The sequence below is a fragment of the Paenibacillus yonginensis genome (genome assembly GCF_001685395.1).
GTDB classification, from domain to species: Bacteria; Bacillota; Bacilli; order Paenibacillales; family Paenibacillaceae; genus Fontibacillus; species Fontibacillus yonginensis.
In genome coordinates this window covers 1345452-1363728 of the sequence record NZ_CP014167.1, presented here as the reverse complement: position 1 = coordinate 1363728, position 18277 = coordinate 1345452, and the positions used below count along the sequence as shown (strand labels likewise).

Annotated in this window: 12 protein-coding genes and 1 pseudogene; 7 read left to right on the top strand and 6 right to left on the bottom strand. The window is 53.2% G+C overall.

Annotation, left to right across the window (positions count from 1 at the left end; all coding sequences use genetic code 11):
* Positions 1-126: 126 nt before the first annotated feature.
* The 5 genes from AWM70_RS06270 to AWM70_RS06250 all read right to left on the bottom strand — a co-directional run bounded on the left by AWM70_RS06270 (position 127) and on the right by AWM70_RS06250 (position 5844).
* Positions 127-2031, bottom strand: coding sequence for an LTA synthase family protein (locus AWM70_RS06270; protein ID WP_068694836.1), 1905 nt, complete (start codon positions 2029-2031; stop codon positions 127-129).
* Between the two features lie 47 nt (positions 2032-2078).
* Entirely contained in the window at positions 2079-3023 is a 945-nt protein-coding gene (locus AWM70_RS06265) for a TIGR03943 family putative permease subunit (RefSeq protein WP_068694835.1), read from the bottom strand.
* Positions 3020-3946 carry a permease gene (locus AWM70_RS06260; protein ID WP_068694834.1) on the bottom strand — a complete coding sequence of 309 codons (927 nt, stop codon included), beginning with the start codon at positions 3944-3946 and terminating at the stop codon, positions 3020-3022. Before AWM70_RS06260 ends, AWM70_RS06265 begins: the two co-directional genes overlap by 4 nt.
* A 216-nt stretch (positions 3947-4162) precedes the next feature.
* Entirely contained in the window at positions 4163-5314 is a 1152-nt protein-coding gene (locus AWM70_RS06255; protein ID WP_237167897.1) for a multidrug effflux MFS transporter, read from the bottom strand.
* A 113-nt stretch (positions 5315-5427) separates the two neighbouring features.
* On the bottom strand, positions 5428-5844 hold the full coding sequence (locus tag AWM70_RS06250; protein WP_068694833.1) for a GNAT family N-acetyltransferase: 417 nt from the start codon (positions 5842-5844) through the stop codon (positions 5428-5430).
* Between the two features lie 249 nt (positions 5845-6093).
* On the opposite strand from AWM70_RS06250, the gene nagZ reads away from it, so the two are divergent.
* A complete protein-coding gene (nagZ, locus tag AWM70_RS06245) occupies positions 6094-7404 on the top strand; it encodes a beta-N-acetylhexosaminidase (RefSeq protein ID WP_068694832.1) in 1311 nt (436 codons plus the stop codon).
* 85 nt (positions 7405-7489) lie between these two features.
* Here nagZ and AWM70_RS23760 read toward each other — a convergent pair.
* Positions 7490-7591 (bottom strand): annotated as a pseudogene (locus tag AWM70_RS23760) (RDD family protein); the annotation flags it as partial.
* A 356-nt stretch (positions 7592-7947) separates the two neighbouring features.
* Here AWM70_RS23760 and AWM70_RS06235 point away from each other — a divergent pair.
* The 6 genes from AWM70_RS06235 to AWM70_RS06210 all read left to right on the top strand — a co-directional run bounded on the left by AWM70_RS06235 (position 7948) and on the right by AWM70_RS06210 (position 18162).
* Positions 7948-9021, top strand: coding sequence for a glycosyltransferase (locus AWM70_RS06235; RefSeq protein WP_068694830.1), 1074 nt, complete (start codon positions 7948-7950; stop codon positions 9019-9021).
* Between the two features lie 19 nt (positions 9022-9040).
* The gene (locus AWM70_RS06230) at positions 9041-9973 is read left to right on the top strand and encodes a glycosyltransferase family A protein (RefSeq protein ID WP_068694829.1); all 933 of its coding nucleotides are present in this window, start codon (positions 9041-9043) and stop codon (positions 9971-9973) included.
* Positions 9974-10001: 28 nt separating this feature from the next.
* Positions 10002-11402: a lipopolysaccharide biosynthesis protein gene (locus AWM70_RS06225; protein ID WP_068694828.1), complete on the top strand. Its 1401-nt coding sequence runs from the start codon at positions 10002-10004 to the stop codon at positions 11400-11402.
* Positions 11386-12348, top strand: coding sequence for a polysaccharide pyruvyl transferase family protein (locus tag AWM70_RS06220; RefSeq protein ID WP_068694827.1), 963 nt, complete (start codon positions 11386-11388; stop codon positions 12346-12348). Before AWM70_RS06225 ends, AWM70_RS06220 begins: the two co-directional genes overlap by 17 nt.
* A gap of 329 nt (positions 12349-12677) precedes the next feature.
* Positions 12678-13910, top strand: a complete 1233-nt coding sequence (locus AWM70_RS06215; protein ID WP_068694826.1) for a nitrate/nitrite transporter — start codon at positions 12678-12680, stop codon at positions 13908-13910.
* Between the two features lie 31 nt (positions 13911-13941).
* The gene (locus AWM70_RS06210) at positions 13942-18162 is read left to right on the top strand and encodes a sulfite reductase subunit alpha (protein WP_068694825.1); all 4221 of its coding nucleotides are present in this window, start codon (positions 13942-13944) and stop codon (positions 18160-18162) included.
* Positions 18163-18277: the final 115 nt, after the last annotated feature.

Genomic DNA, 18277 nt, shown 5'->3' with positions numbered 1-18277 from the left:
CACTCTCCTTTGCTGGTTTTATATTTCCCCGTATTTTTCCATCCTTTATGGCAATTTATACACACATAAAAACCGGACACCCCTATGGATGTCCGGCTTCTAAAGGATCTGTTAGTATTGGGGGATCTATTCGTTCCCCGGCTCACGTTTCGGCAAGAGCTTCACATATTCATCCGACAAGCCCATCAGCTTGAGAATATAATCATAATCCTTGCGGTATTTCTCAAAGTCCGTTACAGGCTCCAGCGTCTTGAGAGAAATCGCCGTACCGTCGTCAAAGCCGGTCCCGGATACGAACAGAACGTCATCGTTAAAGAACGAACCGGTCGGCAGATAATAGCGCATGCCAAACACGTTGTGGTCAATGTTAAGCAGGTCGTGCCCAAACGCCGTAAACTGCTCCTGCTGCAGCGAAACGCCGAGCAGATTCGCGATCGTCGGCATCATATCCAGCTGTCCGCCAACCTGATCGACCACCTGCCCCTGCTGTTCTCCCGGCAAATGAATGATAAAAGGAATATTAAATCGCGAGACTCTGGAGTCGTATTTGATGCCGAGCTGGGATTCGACCCACTGCGGATCATTCTGGTCCGGCTGGAGACCGAAATGATCGCCATAGAGCACCAGCACCGAATTGTCCCACAGCCCCTCCTGCTTAAGCCTTTCGATCAACGTCCCAACAGCATAGTCCGTATAATTCACAGCTGTAAGATAATCGCCAAGCTGCGTATCCTTCAGCGAATCCGGCATCTGGATTTTCTTGCGGTCCTCCGGCACTTTAAACGGAAAATGGCTGGAAACCGTAATCAGCTGGGTATAGAAAGGTTTGCCGCTGTCGGCGATTTCTTTCATATGGTTCACCGCAACCCGATACAGCTCTTCATCGGAGGCGCCAAAATCATTAAAGTGATCGTTATTGTAATAAGGCTTGTCGAAATAATGGTCAAAATGCAAAGCCGGATAAAGCTTGATCCGATCCCAGAATGTAACATCATTAACGTGGAAGGTATCAGCTTCATAACCATGGTTCTCCAACAGACGCGGCAGGCTTGGCAATGCCCGGTCCCCGAAGCCGGTAGACATCGGAATCGTGCCTGTCGGATAGATCGAGGTATTGGACATAAATTCAGCGTCCGACGTATTGCCCTGCCCGATCTGCTGGTACACATAAGGGAAATAATAGCTTGAGCCGATCAGCTTGTTCAGGTTGGGCGTAACCTCCTGACCTCCTATTTTCAGGTTGATCGGGAAATTCTGAAAGGCTTCCATCTGGATCACAATCAGATTTTTGCCTTTGGCAGCACCAAAATGAGCAGGGGTAACGGAAACCGCTCCTCCGCCGGTTTTATCATTATAGACATAGGTGCTCTGGAGATCATGAATCTTTTTGACCGTATCCTCAATGTTCCCGTTGCGGATCAAGGCATCTTCCTTGCTCGTTTTGATCGCTGCCGCCACCTGATAATCCATAAATCCCAAATGCTCAACCTGCACGATTTCATTGACGATCGAGTCGCTGTTTTGTATGCTTCGTTCCGACAGGAAAAAACAGGCGATCGCGGTGACCAGTACCCCGGCTCTCCAAACGACGCTTTTGCGTGCGGCAGGCGCCGCCTTTCTGCGCCGAACCAGCCAAACGATCAGCAGGATCGGCAGATCCAGGAAGTAGAGATAATATTCCGGCCGGATGGTTGACTGTACACTGGCTTTGATTTGCAGCACTTGATGCAGCTGCTGAAGCGCCGTATAAGTCGGAACCGATCCAAAATGCGCATAATACAGCGTTGAAGCGAACAATATGAGGGAAACAAGCGCGTTTAATCCGAAGTATACGTATTTGCCCCACTTGGCCGGAATAAGGAGTTCAAACACGGCAAGCAGAAGCCAGAGCGCAAACAGGTCGGCGCCCACCTTGCTCCACATAATGTCGCGGAATAAGAAGTAACGCAGGAGCAGCAGCTTTAAGAGCAGCAGCACTACGCTGTACAAGACCGGCCGCGTGGTTAAAGGTCTGAATGAAAGCTTGTTCATAACGTTTCCTTTCTAAAGCAAGTAATAAAATTTGAGAATAAGGAAGCTTAAAAAATGCGGTATACGTAAGGATCCTCCGGCGCATCAATCTTCTCCCACTTGTCGGCCTTCAGCACCGGAATAGTCTGTTTGAAGGGCTGATACCATTCCGTATTCAGCTTGCCGGAGACATGCACCCACTGGTCGTCCTCAAGCTCCGTCCCTTCCGGGAAGTCAACGAGCATGCCGAACACGCCGGAATCCGCCACGCAGTGAATAAAGCCGAACCGAAACACAAAATATTCGTGATCGCTGACCTGCTCGCCTTTATAAATAAACCCGTTGAAGGATATCGTCTTCCCCATAAATGGATCCGGGAAATTATAAATGGCTTCCATGCCTTTCAAATAAGTTTTGTCCGTCAAGTCTACGGAACTTAATCCGCTGAATTCCCCCAGCTCCTTGCGGGAGATCTTCGTATAGCTGTCTTTGCCGTAGAACACGCTGGTGTCCGGCTTCAGGAACTGGTGAAAGCCGGGGTTGTCCGGCGTATCCTGAACGGAAGGAAATGAGAACCCTTTCGCTTTGACAAAGCTGGAATCCAGGGTAGCCACCGGAAGCAGCACGCCCGTCAGGATCGGAACGACCAGCACCAGGTACGCCAGCCTCTTCCCCCAGCGGGTGGAAGGGCCGTGCGCGTGCCCGTGATCAAATCCCTGCAAAAGCTCCGCATTGGATTCGAGGACACCCGTATATTCGTGATTGTGTGCATGGCTGTGCTCGTGACTATGCGCGTGATGTGGATGGACCAGCTCCTGTTCAGCCAGCCCGCGCTGACGGCGTTCCCGGATCACCAGCCTTGTAAATTCAAAGACGGCCAGCAGGGATAATAACACAATTGCACTTACGGATAAATAAGCATATTTCAGATTGACATATTTGTTCAGGTTGCCGCTTAGATGAAGCTGCACAAACAAAAAAATAAATCCCAGCAGCACATATAACCGGGTCATCCAAACAACCTCCCCACCACCAGCGACGACAGAAGCGTACAAACCGCCACCAGACCGATAAGTACCGCTACAAATCTGCCTTTGAATACGCCAAGCAGCATCAAAGTGTTTTTAATATCAACCATAGGTCCAAATACAAGGAAAGCGGATAAAGCCCCCGTCGAGAACGTGCTGCGGAACGACGAAGCGATAAATGCGTCGGCTTCCGAGCAGAGCGACATAACAAAAGCCAACACAATCATGACCAGCGACGCTGTCACCGGATTGCTTCCCAAATGGAGCAGGGTCGAGGTCGGAAGAAAGGTTTGCATGCTGGCCGCAATAAAAGCACCGATCACCAAATATTTACCGACGGAGAAAAATTCCTCAATCGCATGCTCCATCACCATCATCAGCTCGCGGCGCAGCGGAATCTTCGGAGCTGGGCCGGATGGAGCTTCAGAAGTGGCAGCCACCAGGCCTTCACTTCCGGACAGCGCCTGATTTCCAGTCCGGAACGGAAGAACAGGGAACAGCATCGACAGAACAACCGCTACAACAAAGGCAACAACAATCGACATGCCCGCCCGGATTGCCGCCATCCTCCAATCATTTCCGAAAGCGATATAAGTAGCAAACAGCACAACCGGGTTAATGATCGGACCTGTCAGCATAAAAGCAATTCCGGCATGCAGAGGAACGCCTTTGCGCAGGAGCCGGTTCGTGATCGGGACAATCCCGCATTCGCAGGCGGGAAAGCAGATGCCGAGTCCGCAGCCAAGCAGGGTGGACCAAACACGGTTTCTAGGCATAATCCGGGCGATTGTCGTTTCCTTTAAGAAAATTTGAATCACACCCGAAACAATAACGCCAAGCAGTACAAACGGAATAGCTTCCATGATCATGCTGAGAAAAATAGTATTCAGCTGCAAAAAGGTTTTCATCGCCACATTCACTTTCCATTTACAAGGATTTATTAAATTATTTACATCTATTAATCTTACAATTAATACTGCGAAAATAAAAGCAGTACCCCTTTTCCATTAAGGGGAACCGCTTCCTCTTAAAACAGGGCAGAAGCTTCATCCCTCCAAAACATCCGAACAGAAAAAGCCGGCGGGATTCCCGCCGGCTATCAACGCGTATTTCTATATTTCTGCTTATCTATTCTTCGCTTTCCGCCCTCGAATCAGCACGATGCAGCTCAATACGGCCAAGACCTCGGCAGTGAAGATCGTCAATGCCATAGGTACCGCCGTTGCACTGCCGCCAAGTCCCGTAAGCGGCGAAGCTGCCGCACCGAATACGAACTGGAGAAGACCAAGGAGTGCGGATGCGCTGCCGGCTGCCGCCCCTGCATTTTGCAGCGCCAATGAAGTGGACGTTGTGCTGACAACCCCGACGCTCGATACAATGAGGAACAAACAGCAGATCACGGCAAGAAGCCCGCCGTCCAGCAAAATGGTGAGCAGCAAACCGACGCTTCCCGCCAAAGCAATCCCCAGTCCGATAACAAACAGTTTGCGGACATCTTGGGTTAAAGCCAGCCGGCCGGTAACCTGGGATGCCACGATAATTCCCAATCCGTTTAGGGCAAAGATCAAACTGTAGCTTTGAGCAGATACGCTGTACAGGTTCTGCAGCACAAACGAAGAACCGGAAATATATGAGAACATGCCCGCAGACACCAGCCCCATGGACAGCACATAGCCGACAAACAAACGGTCTTTGCCGAATTGTCCAAAGGTCCGGAGCGTGCTGGACAAGCCGCCGCTGTGGCGCCGCTGCTTCGGCAGCGTCTCCGGCAGACCCAGCAGGACGGCCAGCAGCAGCACAAGTCCCAAGATAAACAAGAAAACAAACACGCCTTTCCAGGACATAAATCTCAAAAATTGCCCTCCCAGCACCGGAGCTACAATCGGAGCTGCCCCGTTGATCAGCATCAACTGGGAGAAGAATCTCGTCAGCTCTTTGCCTGAAAATAAATCACGTACCACGGCACGGGAAATAACAATCCCGGCTGCACCTGAAAGTCCCTGAATAAACCGAAGAATAACGAGAACGGTAATAGTGGGGCTAAACGCGCAAAGCAGCGAAGACACAGCATAAAGAGCCATCGCGGCAATCAAAGGCTTGCGGCGCCCCATCGTGTCGCTGAGCGGACCCGCCAGCAGCTGTCCAAGCGCCAGCCCCAGCATGCAGAATGTCAGGCTAAGCTGCACAGCCGAAGTCCCGGTATGCAGCTCTCCAGCCATTTTCGGCAGCGCTGGCAAATACATATCCAGTGAAAAAGGACCGATCGCCGAAAGCATGCCTAAAATAACCACAAATAAAATACGTCTTGATTGGGCCAGCTCGGCCGGTTCTGCTCCGGACGCCGCCGCCACTCCCTGCTCCGTAGAATTCCTGTCCATTGCGGCCTCCTTTAGGTATGATGCGAATAAAACAAAATTTGATCCCTTAACTGCCAGCCTGTCTTCGACCAGAAGTGTTTCCCCACTTCGTTGTCTTGAATCACCATCAGGTGGCATTTCTCAATGCCCTGCTCTTTCAGTCCGGACAAGCTCCTGGCCACTAGCTGCCCAGCCAGCGCCTGCCCCCTGTGCTTCTGGTCTACCGCAACATGGTAGAGGAACCCTCTCCTGCCGTCATGACCGCACAGTACCGTGCCGACAACTTGTTCACCCTGCCTGCAGACATAACTTAATCCTTCATTCCGGCTTAAAAAAGAAGCGATCGCTGTCCTGGAATCAGCCGAGCTGAGCCCCATCCCCGGCGTAATCTCCCATAGACGGTAAGCTCCCTCATAATCCTCTATCGACATTTCCGTTATCGTGTACATGTTAGGTATCCCCCTTTGAATCTCTCCTGCGTAATTTCCGAACAGCAAGCGGCTTTTGCGGAGTACGCGCTTTTTCCGAATAGTTTTTATTCTCGCACTACATACCCAACTTGTCTACTGTCTGGCATCCGGGCTGCAACAGATTTCTGTTCTTAAACGTCCGTAAGTTATAATAAACAACGCATGCAGCAGAAAGTGAGCCTATAGCTGGTGGCATGCCTATTTACAGTAAGGAGGTTTTTTAGTCTGATGACTTATCCGAAAGCGGTTCTCCTGCTGGCCGCATTGTCTATGGGGTTATTGGCCGGAGGCTGCGCCAGATCAGGAGGCCAGCAAGCTGAATCTGTACAATCGCCAGCACCAACGGCGTCTACAGCAGGGGCTGGTCCGTCCACTCCTGCTTCACCAGCATCTTCTGCGGCGGTGCCCAACGTCTCTGAGCAACCGTCCGAAGCCCCTGGCAAACCGGAAGATCCGGTACAAGCCCAGCTGGACAACATGACCCTGAATGAGAAAATCGGCCAGATGGTGATCGTCGGCCTCGACGGAACTGAGCTGCAGGCAGACGCCAGGAAAATGATCGAAACCTACAAGGTTGGCGGATTTATTTTGTATAAACCCAACATTACAAACGCCAATCAAACTTTGACTTTCCTTAACCAGCTCAAGAAAGCAAACAAACCGAATCCAGCCGCGCTTTGGCTCAGCACCGACCAGGAAGGCGGGCGGGTCAGCCGCATGCCGGAGCCTTATCTTAAAATCCCGACGGCCAAGGACATCGGGCAAAAGAACAGCACCGCTTATGCGACCGGCATCGGTCAAGCGCTCGGCGAAGAGATTAAATCAGTCGGATTTAATCTCGATTTCGCGCCTGTGATGGACATCAACAGCAACCCCAATAACCCGGTTATCGGGGACCGGTCTTATGGAGCGGACGCGGATGCAGTCATCAAAAACGGAACCGCTGTGCTTAAAGGCCTCCAATCCGAAGGCATTGCCGCGGTAATCAAACATTTTCCCGGACATGGTGATACTTCGGTGGATTCCCATCTGGAGCTGCCTGTTGTGAACAAATCCCTGAAACAGCTCGAAGCCTTTGAGCTGCTGCCTTTTCAGGCCGCTGTAAAGCAGGGAACGGACATGGTGATGGTCGCTCACCTGCTGATCCCTAAAATTGACCCTGACTATCCCGCTTCCTTGTCCAAACAGATGATCACCGGTTTGCTGCGGGACAAACTGGGTTTCGACGGCGTAGTTATTACCGATGATTTGACCATGGGCGGCATTGTCAAACATTACGGGATCGCCGAAGCGGCGGTCAGGTCTATTCAAGCCGGCAGCGATATCGTGCTCGTCGGACATGATACAGATCGCGAAACCGCTGTAATTGAAGCGCTGCGGAAGGCCGCAGGCAGCGGCAAGCTTGCCGAGCAGGAAATAGACCAGCACGTCTACCGCATCCTGAAGCTCAAGCAGAAATATAAGCTGAGCGACAACGCCGTCTCCACCGTGGACGTCAGCGCAGTCAATGCCGATGTCAAAAAGCTGCTGAATCCGTAACCGCCATTGATCCAGGCTCAAACAAAAAGCGTCCGCTGCCAACCTTTGGGTCGGCAGCGGACGCTTTTTTTTTCACATCAACCGATTAATCATATACGACCTGAGTGCCCGCAATAAAATCATGAATAGCCCGTTTGTCCTCTCTAACCCCAACCATAATTGCGCTGACAATTCCGCCGAATCCAAAAACCCGCCGGTTGCTTCATTGATTCTTTTCCCTCCAATGATTGGCTGTAGCCAGCTTTCCACATTGTACATCCGGAAGCTTGGAACGATACCGTCCCTCTTCCTTTCGCTCGCGCCCTTATTTCGCAAAATCTAACATTAATTCCGATTATATCATACTCAACAACCCCATATGTCATAAATCCACATAAGGCGGATGGTTCGTTTAGCACCTCTAAAAGTACACAAAAGTGGTATGTACGTTCCCATGCCTGAATAGTAAACTGACACTGAAATCCTCTAGAACCCTTGAACCCGTGCCTACAACGATGGATGGCCGGGGCAGGAAGACGGACAGGAACGGAGCGTGGTAGACCGATGGAACGGCTGGTAAGCGTAATTGTTCCGGTGTATAATGTCGAAGCCTTTTTGCGGAAATGTCTGGATTCCATATGCGGACAAACATATTCCAATCTGGAAATCATCGTCGTCAATGACGGAACGAGAGACGGCAGTCAGGCAATTATTAACGAATATGCGCGGAAGGACACCCGGATCCGTCCGCTGGTTCAGGCCAACGGAGGCTTGTCATCCGCCAGAAATACAGGTATGGATGCGGCAACAGGTGATTATCTTGCTTTTGTGGATTCCGACGACTGGGTTGCACCGGATCTGTTTGAACATATGGTCCGGCTGGCGGAAGATACTCAAAGCGATATCGTCGTTTGCAACTATGATAAAGTTTATGCCGATTATACGGAGCGGAAATATCTGAACCTTGGTGAAGAAACGGTAAATGTGCGGGAATTAGGCCTTGCAGAGTACATGTACCGCTATCTGTTCACCTACGAACACGGTCATGAAGTCTGGAACAAGCTGTATCGCCGGTCCCTGATCGAAGAACATGCCGTGCGGTTTGAGCCAAACAAGGAGATCTTCTCCGAGGACCTGATGTTTAACTTGTATGTCCTCTGCCATGCCGGCCGGATCACTTCCCTTAACCGTTCCTTCTATTATTACCTGCAGCGGGAAGGCTCGATTATGAAGATCCCGAATCCGGAAATGGGTGCCCGTTATGTCACACTGGTAGAGCGGTTTAAACAATATGCTGCCCGGGCCGGCCTTGCCTCCGAGGTGGAGCCTGTCCTGCCGGTGCTTCTGTACGATTTGATGAATGCCTGCATCACCCAAATCTACAAGTCGGGCGGCAGCCGGGACAAAATCGGCGAGGCCCTGCGGCTCACTTCGGCTGCCAGAAACTCCAGCTTTATTCCCTATATGCGGAAGCTTGCCTTCGGGAAAGCGATGAGCGTCTACCGGGCCAAGACGGGCGGCAGCCGCTCCAGCGACCTGTTCGCCCGTTTCTTTGCCATTTGCTGCATGCTGCATTTATGGGGCATTTATTCGGGCATCAAATATAAACGGCTTGGCGCCTCAGCCATCCGGCTGTAGAAGGAGGGGAACGTGTTTTATGTTTGACGTTTCGATCATTATTCCAACCCGGAACCGGGTGCCGGATCTGACCCGCTGCCTGGAGTCGATCGCCGCGCAGCGTCAAATTGACGATACGGCGCTCGAATGGATTATCGTCGATGATGGCGATATTCCGCAAGAGGTGCTTAATTATTACCGCGAGATTGCCCAGCGTTTGAAACGTGCTGAGCTGGTCTACTACAAGAAGACGCGACCGGGGGTATGGCTGTCGCGGTATGAAGCGTTGACCCTGGCCCACCATGATGTCGTGCTCTATTTGGACGATGATGCCGAGCTGGATGACCCGCTTTATATCCGCAAGCTGATGAACACGTACTTGCAGGATGAAAGCATCGTCGGCGTCGGCGGCGTAGCGAAAGGACTTCATACCACCCCGCTGGGCAGGCTGCTGGGCGTATTGACCTGTCAGATGTCGACTTCGCCGGGCAAGCTGTCACCCAGCAGTCTCGCCGGCTCCCTGCTGTACTGGAACGAGACGGACACGATGTTTGAAACGGAAATTTTTCACGGCTGCAATATGTCCTTCAAACGCGAATCGCTTCGCGATATGCTTCCCTATCCCTGGATGACGAGCTACGCAGTAGGCGACGATCTGTACATGTGTGCGCTGGCCTCCAAATACGGCAAACTTGTCATTAATCCGCAGCTGAAAATTCTCCACCACGAGTCGCCGCGCTCCCGCGACAGGGCTGGCAAGGTAGCTATGGCTACAGCCGTCAATCATTATTATTTGCTGAATATGCGCAAAGCCGGAGCTTCCGGATACCTGGCTTTAATGTGGACGCTGCTTTACCTGACTGGCAAAGAGACGCTTAAACGGAACATGGGAGCGGCGCTCGGCTATATCAAAGGCATCGGCTTTGTGCTGAACCCGTTCAAAAATAAATACCGGGAATATTTGACCGACTGATCCGCAGTCGAGAAAGGAGGCTGCCACCATGCAACCCATTGCTGCAGCCAAACAATTGTTCAGCGGTAACAGCCTGGCTAAAACGATCATGCGAACCAGCTTTAACAATTTGTTTGTCCTCATGATCACGACCTTAACCTCTATCCTCACCGCACGCATGCTAGGCGCTAGCGGCAAAGGAGAATTGTCCGCCGTGCTGTTCTGGCCAGCCCTGCTGGGCAGCCTGATCGGTTTCGGCCTTCCTACCTCGCTTATTTACAATTTGAAAAATAAGACCGGCAGCGTACCCCAGCTCCTCTCCCTCGCGCTGCGCATCCAGCTTCCGGCCGCCCTCCTGGCCGGAGCCGCAGCCTGGCTCTGCATGCCGGCGTGGCTCGCAAACTATGATCCGGGCATCATCAGGGTCGCCCAGCTGTATACGCTGGCGGCCATTCCCCTCACGGTCCTGACCAATTTAGTCATTGCCCTTGCCCAGAGCCTGGACAACTTCGGGGTCTATAACGGGCTGCTGTTTCTTGTTCCGTTTGTCAATTTCTGCATCCTGCTTGCGCTTTGGCAGCTCGGCTCGCTGAATGTGGCCGCAGCCTCAGCAGTCAGCCTCGGCGCAGGGGTGCTCACGCTGCTTTGGGCGCTGATCCGGCTAAGGAAGCATCTGCAGCTGCGCTCTTTTACCTTATCGGTGGAACGGCCGATCCTGCGGCCTTTCTACAGTTATGGGGCCAGAGTGTACGGGATGGATTTGATGGGAACGCTCAGCAATCAGACGGATAAAATTGTGATCGTCGCTCTGCTCTCTCCGGCTGACTTCGGGCTTTATTCCGTCGTTTATGCTCTGTCCCGTGTGTTTAATGTCGTGCAGAATGCCATCACAAACGTAATCTTCCCGAAGGTGACGGGCATGGAGAACAAGGTGATTATCGAAAAAATCGGCCGGGCCTTCCGCATCTCCATGCTGGGCATGGCGGTGATTATCGTGCCCAGCTTGTTTGTCGGCCGCTTTATGCTTGGCCTGCTCTACGGCAGCACCTTCCTCGCCGGAGCCTCTACCTTTTACCTGCTGTCGCTGGAATGCATTATCGGGGGCGGCTCCTGGATTTTGGCTTCAGCCTTCAATGCCCTTGGACGTCCTGGCCTTGTGCTGGTTCGGCAGATTGCGGCCTACCTGGTTACGGCAGCTTTGTTTTTTGTATTTACCCCTTGGCTTGGACTTCCGGGCATTGCCATGGCCCTGCTGTGTGGAGCATTGGTCCGGCTGGCCGTATCCGTGCTGTCCTTCCCCGTCTTCTTTAAAGTTCCGCTTAGCCGGATCCTGTTCGATTCCGGCGACTTCGCTTTTGTACGGCAGATGATCCGAAATAAGCGGAAGAGCCCTTCTTCCGCGCAGAAACCATCCAACGAGGAGGCGTTAGACTATGCATCCAATGGCTAAATTAAAAGAAAAGCTCGCCGGCATTCTGGAGGCAATCCCGGCCGGTTCAAACATTTATTACGTGGATTACCCGCTTCATAACAACGGCGGCGATATGCTGATCATGAAAGGCACTGAAAAGTTTTTCAAAGATTACGGCATCCGCATCCTTGCCCGTTATAATCTGTTTGATTTCCCGGAGGATCTGAAGCCCGCTCCCGGCAGCATTTTTGTCCTTCATGGCGGCGGCAATTTCGGCGATTTGTACGTTCATCACCAGGAAATCCGCGAACAGGTCGTTAAGCGCTTCCCGGACCATCGTGTTGTCGTGATGCCTCAGACCATTTATTTCAGCCGTGAAGCCAACTACGATCGTTCCGCGGCTATCTTTAATGCTCATCCGGATCTTCATCTGTTCGTGCGCGATCAGGCCGGATACGAGCTGGCTAAACGGAAGTTTAACCGGTGCCGTGTCTATTTGTCGCCGGATATGGCGCATCAGCTGTGGCCGATTCTGCCGAATACCAAAGTAGAGAAGGATCGGTTATATTTTCTCCGCACAGACATTGAAGCCGGTGATCAGCCCTACGCCGCCGACCTGGATCCGCGCGACTGCCGTGACTGGGATTCGCTGTTTACGCATGCAGAAAGCCGGGTAACCCACCATCTGACCCGCTTCTGCCGGCTGGACAAGAAGCTCGGCGGCTCCCTGCCAACCCGTTTGTTCTGGTACAAATACACCGACTATCTGCTCGGCAAAGCCGTGAAGCTGTTCGGTTCCTACCGGGAGATTCATACCTCCAGGCTTCACGGCCATATTCTGGCCTGCCTGATGGACAAACCCCATGTGCTGATCGACAATTCCTACGGCAAAAATTCGCAATATTACCGCACCTGGACCTGCGGCTTCTCCAAAGCCAGACTTGTGCAGGAAACGCCGGATGAACCGATTCCAGTAGGGAGCTAAACTTCTGATTGATCCGAAGCTTTCGAGCATTTGAGCTAACAACTGGCTGGGGATCCCCAATATTCTGTTAGCTTTCATTACATGTTAATCAGTTTTTTTTGATATTAAATCAAATTTAATTTAATTTGTGTCAACTATATTGACACTGTTCTGAAAAGCCATTATATTGTCATTAAAGATTTTCATAAAGAAAAGCCAGCCACAATGGAGTGTCTGACTTTGGCAACGAAGCCGATTAACCCTAATCCGTGTTTGTGCGGATTGAGTTCGTCGGCTTTTTTTGTTGCAAATGCAAAACAAATACAGAAATGACAAGGAGGAGTTTGGAGATGAAAGTCCAGAGCTTTCGCAAGGCAGGTCATTTTCCTAGTTTATTGTCAGCTTTCTTGTATTTCGATGTGAGCTTCATGATTTGGGTGATGTGCGGGGCCCTTTCGCTGTTTATTACCCGGGATTTCGGCCTGAGCGACACCCAAAAGGCGGCTATGGTGGCCATTCCGGTACTCGGAGGTTCCGTATTTCGAATTCCCATGGGCATCTTGGCCGATCGGATCGGCTGTAAGAAGGCCGGTTTAACCGGTATGTTCCTGACGATTATCCCGCTCCTGTGGGGCTGGCTGGGAGGAAGCAGTCTTCTCCAGGTCCACGTGATCGGGTTTCTGCTCGGCTTTGCCGGAGCCAGCTTTGCTGTCTCTCTATCCCTTGCCAGCCGCTGGTATCCGCCGCAGTATCAAGGTCTTGCCATGGGCATTGCCGGCGCAGGCAACAGCGGAACCGCTTTAGCTACCTTCTTTGGTCCGCAAATCGCGGAAACTTACGGCTGGCACAGTGTGTTTGGACTGGCCCTGATCCCGCTGGGCATTATCATGGCGGTCTATGCTGTGCTCGTCAAAGATGCTCCCAATGCTCCGGCACCCAAACCTCTCAAAAGTTATTTGAGTGTGTTCAAGCATGCAGATACATGGTGGTTCTCGATGTTTTATGCCATCACGTTTGGCGGTTTTGTCGGCTTCGCCAATTATGCCAACATCTTCTTCTACGACGTATACGGAGATCATGTGTATCCTGGCGGCCTGACCAAAGTGGAAGTCGGCTATCTTGTTACCGTTACGGTCATTGCCGGCAGTTTCTTCCGCCCCATAGGCGGCTGGATCGCCGACCGGATTGGCGGAATCCGGCTGCTGCTCATTCTCTTTAGCGTTATAACCGCATCCGCCTTCGCAATTGCTTCTATGCCCGGCTCTTTTGTAGTGATGCTGTGCTATACCAGCGTTATGATGGCCTGCCTCGGTATGGGCAACGGCTCCGTCTTCCAGATCATTCCTCAGCGGTTCTCCAGCGAAATCGGCGTTATTACAGGTATTGTTGGCGCAGCAGGCGGTCTTGGCGGTTATCTCCTTCCCTCCTATGTACTTGGCCCGTTAAAGGAGCATACCGGTTCCCAAGTTGCCGGATTCCTGGTGGTCGGCTCCATCGTGCTCTTGACCACCCTCGTCTTCTACGCGGTAACCCGTTCCTGGAAGAGAAGCTGGGCCGCAGCGCAGTCGGGTGTAAACTTCTAAGCATGAATTCTTCCGATGGTGGTGATGACTGATGAATGTCCGTCAAGTCCGAAGTGTGTGCCCCTACTGCGGCGTAGGCTGCGGGATTATTATGGAGGTTGAGGACGAGCAGATTATTCGGATAAAAGGAGATCCGGAGCATCCGGCCAACCGCGGACGGCTTTGCACAAAAGGCAGTACGGCCGCGATTCCCGTAACAGATTCAGGGAGACTGTCTGCGGCGCTGGTGCGCCGCTCCCGCCAAGCCACCCCTGAACCGATAGGCCTTGACGCAGCCATACAAGAGACCGCGGATCGCCTCAAAGCGATTGTCCGCGAGCATGGTCCGGATGCCGTATCGTTTTACGTGTCCGGACAAATGTCGCTCGAAGCGCAATATCTGGTCAACAAGCTGGCCAAAGGATTTATCCGGACCTCGAATATCGAAGCCAATTCCAGGCTGTGCATGGCCAGCGCAGCCAGCGGCTACAAGCTGTCTCTTGGAGCAGACGGGCCGCCGGGCTCTTACGACGACTTGGATCAGGCAGAGCTCTTCTTCGTTATCGGCGCCAATATGGCGGACTGTCACCCAATCCTCTTCCTTCGCATGATGGACCGCGTCAAAGCCGGCGCCAAGCTGATCGTCGTCGATCCAAGGCGTACGGCAACCGCCGAGAAAGCAGACCTGTATCTCCGCATCAAACCGGGTACCGATTTGGCCCTGCTGAACGGCCTGCTCCACCTGCTCCTTCAGAAGGGGGATATCGATGAATCGTTTATCATGGACCATACGGTGGGCTTTGAAACTCTGTCCTCCTTTCTTGAGGACTATCCTCCTCAGCGGGTAGCGGACTGGACCGGGATTCCTGTAGAGGACCTCCGGAAAGCGGCGGACTGGATCGGCCGTTCTTCCAACTGGATGTCTTTATGGACGATGGGATTAAATCAAAGCACACACGGCACATGGCATACAAATGCGATATGCAATCTGCATCTGGCGACGGGGGCGATCTGCCGTCCCGGAAGCGGCCCTTTCTCGCTGACCGGCCAGCCCAACGCTATGGGCGGCAGGGAAATGGGCTATATGGGACCGGGCCTGCCCGGCCAGCGTACTTTGCTGGACGAGGCGGACCGCGAGCATACCGAACGCTTGTGGGGGCTTCCCCGCGGATCGCTCCGGGCGGAGGTTCAGCCAGGAACCATCTCGATGTTCGAACGCATGATCGCCGGAGAGATTAAAGCCTGCTGGATGATCTGTACCAATCCAGCCGCAACGGTGCCTAACCGGCGCAAAGTGCTTGAGGGCCTGCAGGCGGCCGAACTGGTCATCACCCAGGACGCTTTCATCGATACTGAAACGAACCGTTATGCCGACCTTATGCTGCCCGGTGCTCTATGGGCCGAAGGCGAAGGCGTAATGGTCAACTCCGAACGGAACGTAACCTTGATGCAGAAGGCGGTTGAACCGCCCGGCGAGGCTCTTCCCGATTGGCAGCTTATCGCCAGGGTAGCCTGCGCCATGGGTTTTAGCGAAGCTTTCTCTTATACTTCCGCCCGTCAGGTGTACGAGGAGATCCAGGCGGCCTGGAACCCGGCCACAGGCTACGACTTGAGAGGCGCAGACTATGTTTCTCTGCAGGAAGGCCCTATCCAGTGGCCTTGCGGTCCTCATCCGGAACACCCGCAGAGACGCAACCCCATCCGGTATCGATTTCCGCAGGCACAAACGCAGACCCAGGCCAATAAACAGCAAAGGCTGAGATTCCCGACGGAGCATGGACGGGCCGTCTTCTGGGCTCGCCCTTATCTTCCTCCGGCGGAACTGCCGGATGAGGACTTCCCTTTTGTGCTTAATACCGGGAGAGTGCAGCATCAATGGCATACCTTGACCAAAACCGGGAAGGTCGCCAAGCTGAATAAACTCAATCCTGGTCCTTTCCTTGAAATCCATCCGGAAGACGCCCGGCAGCTTCGCATTCAGGAGGGAAATCTGGTCGAGATTGCTTCACGGAGAGGAAAAGCCCTTCTCCCTGCGGTGCTTACAGACCGGGTGCAGCCAGGAAGCTGCTTCGCCCCGATCCATTGGAACGATCTCTACGGCAGCAAGCTGGCCATCAATGAAGTTACGCTGGATGCAGTCGATCCTGTCTCCCTGCAGCCAGAGCTCAAGCATTGCGCCGTATCTTTGGTCAAGGCGGAGACTCAGCCGTCGGCACCGGATACCTCGCAGCCGTCCCGCTTGAGCAATCCGTCCAGTGACGGCATGCGCCAGGACAAAATCGCCGTTCTCTCCAGCATGCTCGGTATCCCGTCTTCACAGAAGATGGAGCTGACAGAAAGCGATCAGGCCTACCTTTCGGGATTTCTGAAGGGCATGGGAAGCCATTTTTCCTTTAAAAAGGTTCCTTCCCTCCCCCCTTCGGCGGATTTGGACCCCTTAAAGCGGGTTTGGGTCAACGGTCTGCTGGCAGGTCTCTTTGCAGAAGACATAACACAAACCCGTGAGCATGAACAGCCCGCACCCGGCCCGTCCACTTTGGCTCCGTCCGTTCTTGAGCCTTTGCCGTTTTCCGCCGCTTCGATCCGGCCGGTCACGATGGTATGGGCCTCGCAAACCGGAAATGCGGAAGAAGCCGCCGCCTACAGCGCCGGCAAACTCAAGCAACAAGGCATTGACGTGCAGCTTGTCGGCATGAACGGCATCACCGTACAGGAACTGGCTCAGGAGTCGTTTGTCTTATTCTCCGTCAGCACGTTTGGAGCGGGAGATCCGCCGGATCAGGGGGCTGCCTTTTTCCAGGCTTTAAAGGCTGTAGATGCCCCTCGTTTAGAACAGCTGAACTATGCGGTTCTGGCTTTTGGTGATTCAAGTTACGACACCTTCTGCGAGTTTGGGAGAAAACTGGATAGCCGGCTGCAGGAGCTTGGCGCTAAGCGAATCCTGGCATGCACCTGCTGTGACCGGGATTATCAGGAGGAGATAGATCGCTGGCTGTCCGTGATCCCTCCTTTGCTTGCCGAAATCCAAGCGCCCTCTTCTTCCTTGGCTTCACCCAACAGGAGCAGCCAAGCCGCCGAGGCTTCTGTCCGCCTGCTGCATGCGGCTGCCTCCGAAAGGGCTGAATCGGCCGCTGAATCGGCCAATGTATCAGCCAGGTACAGCAGGCAGAAACCTTTTCCGGCACGGCTGCTGCTGAATCGGCTGCTCAATCGGCCGGGATCGCTTAAGGAAACTCGCCAGTACGCCTTTGACCTCAGCGGCAGCGGTTTGACCTACGAAGCCGGAGACGCGCTTGGCATTTGGCCCTCCAACTGCCCGCAGCTTGCAGATGAGCTGCTTGAACTGCTCGGTTTCGAAGCTTCTTATGAGGTCATCGTAAACCACGAATCCATGACCCTCAGAGATGCCCTTGTACACCGTTATGATATACACCGGGTTACGCCGGGGATGCTTGATTACATTCGGGCCAATCCGAGGGAAACATATCGGGGCAAGCTGGCTGACCGCCTAGAGGCTGATGAGCAAACCCTATGGCTCCGCCATCGTCAGCTCATAGATCTGCTGCAGGAATTTCCGGCCGCGGTCACCGCCAGCGAGTGGATTCAGCACCTTCGCCCCCTTCAGCCCCGGCTTTATTCGATCTCCTCCAGCTCAAGGCTTTACCCGCAGGAGGTGCACATCACCGTCTCAACGGTTCGCTATGAACATGCCGGAAGACTGCGAAAAGGCGTGTGCTCCACGTTTCTGGCCGACTTGCTGCAGCCGGGCGATAAGGTTCCCGTCTTCATTCATAAGAACCCTCACTTCCGTCCTCCTGCTGATCCGCATGCCGACCTCATTATGGTCGGGCCAGGCACCGGCATCGCCCCCTTCCGCGGGTTCCTGCAGGAACGGGAAGCGCTGCGGGCTGCGGGGCGCAGCTGGTTGTTTTTCGGCGAACACTATGCTGCGCTGGATTTCTATTATCAGGACGAACTCGAGGCGTACCAGAACAAACACCTGCTGCATCGCCTGGACACTGCGTTCTCCAGGGATCAGCCCGAGAAGGTCTACGTCCAGCACCGGATGGCTGAGCACGGCGCCGAGCTTTGGAACTGGCTGGATGGCGGCGCTTATCTTTATGTATGCGGAGATGCGGCCGAAATGGCCCGCTCCGTGGACAAGACACTCCTGGAGATGATCCGCGAGCATGGCGGATTAACCGCCGAGCAGGCAGAGCATTATCTGAACGAGCTGAAGCGCAGCAAACGCTACTGCAAGGATGTCTATTGAATATAGGTAGGTTTGGGCGGATAACCCCTTTGCGGCATAACAAAAAGTAGACGTGAACATCTTGCGTTCCGTCTACTTTTTGCTGCTGTTATATGGATATCGCACTCTAGTAGTC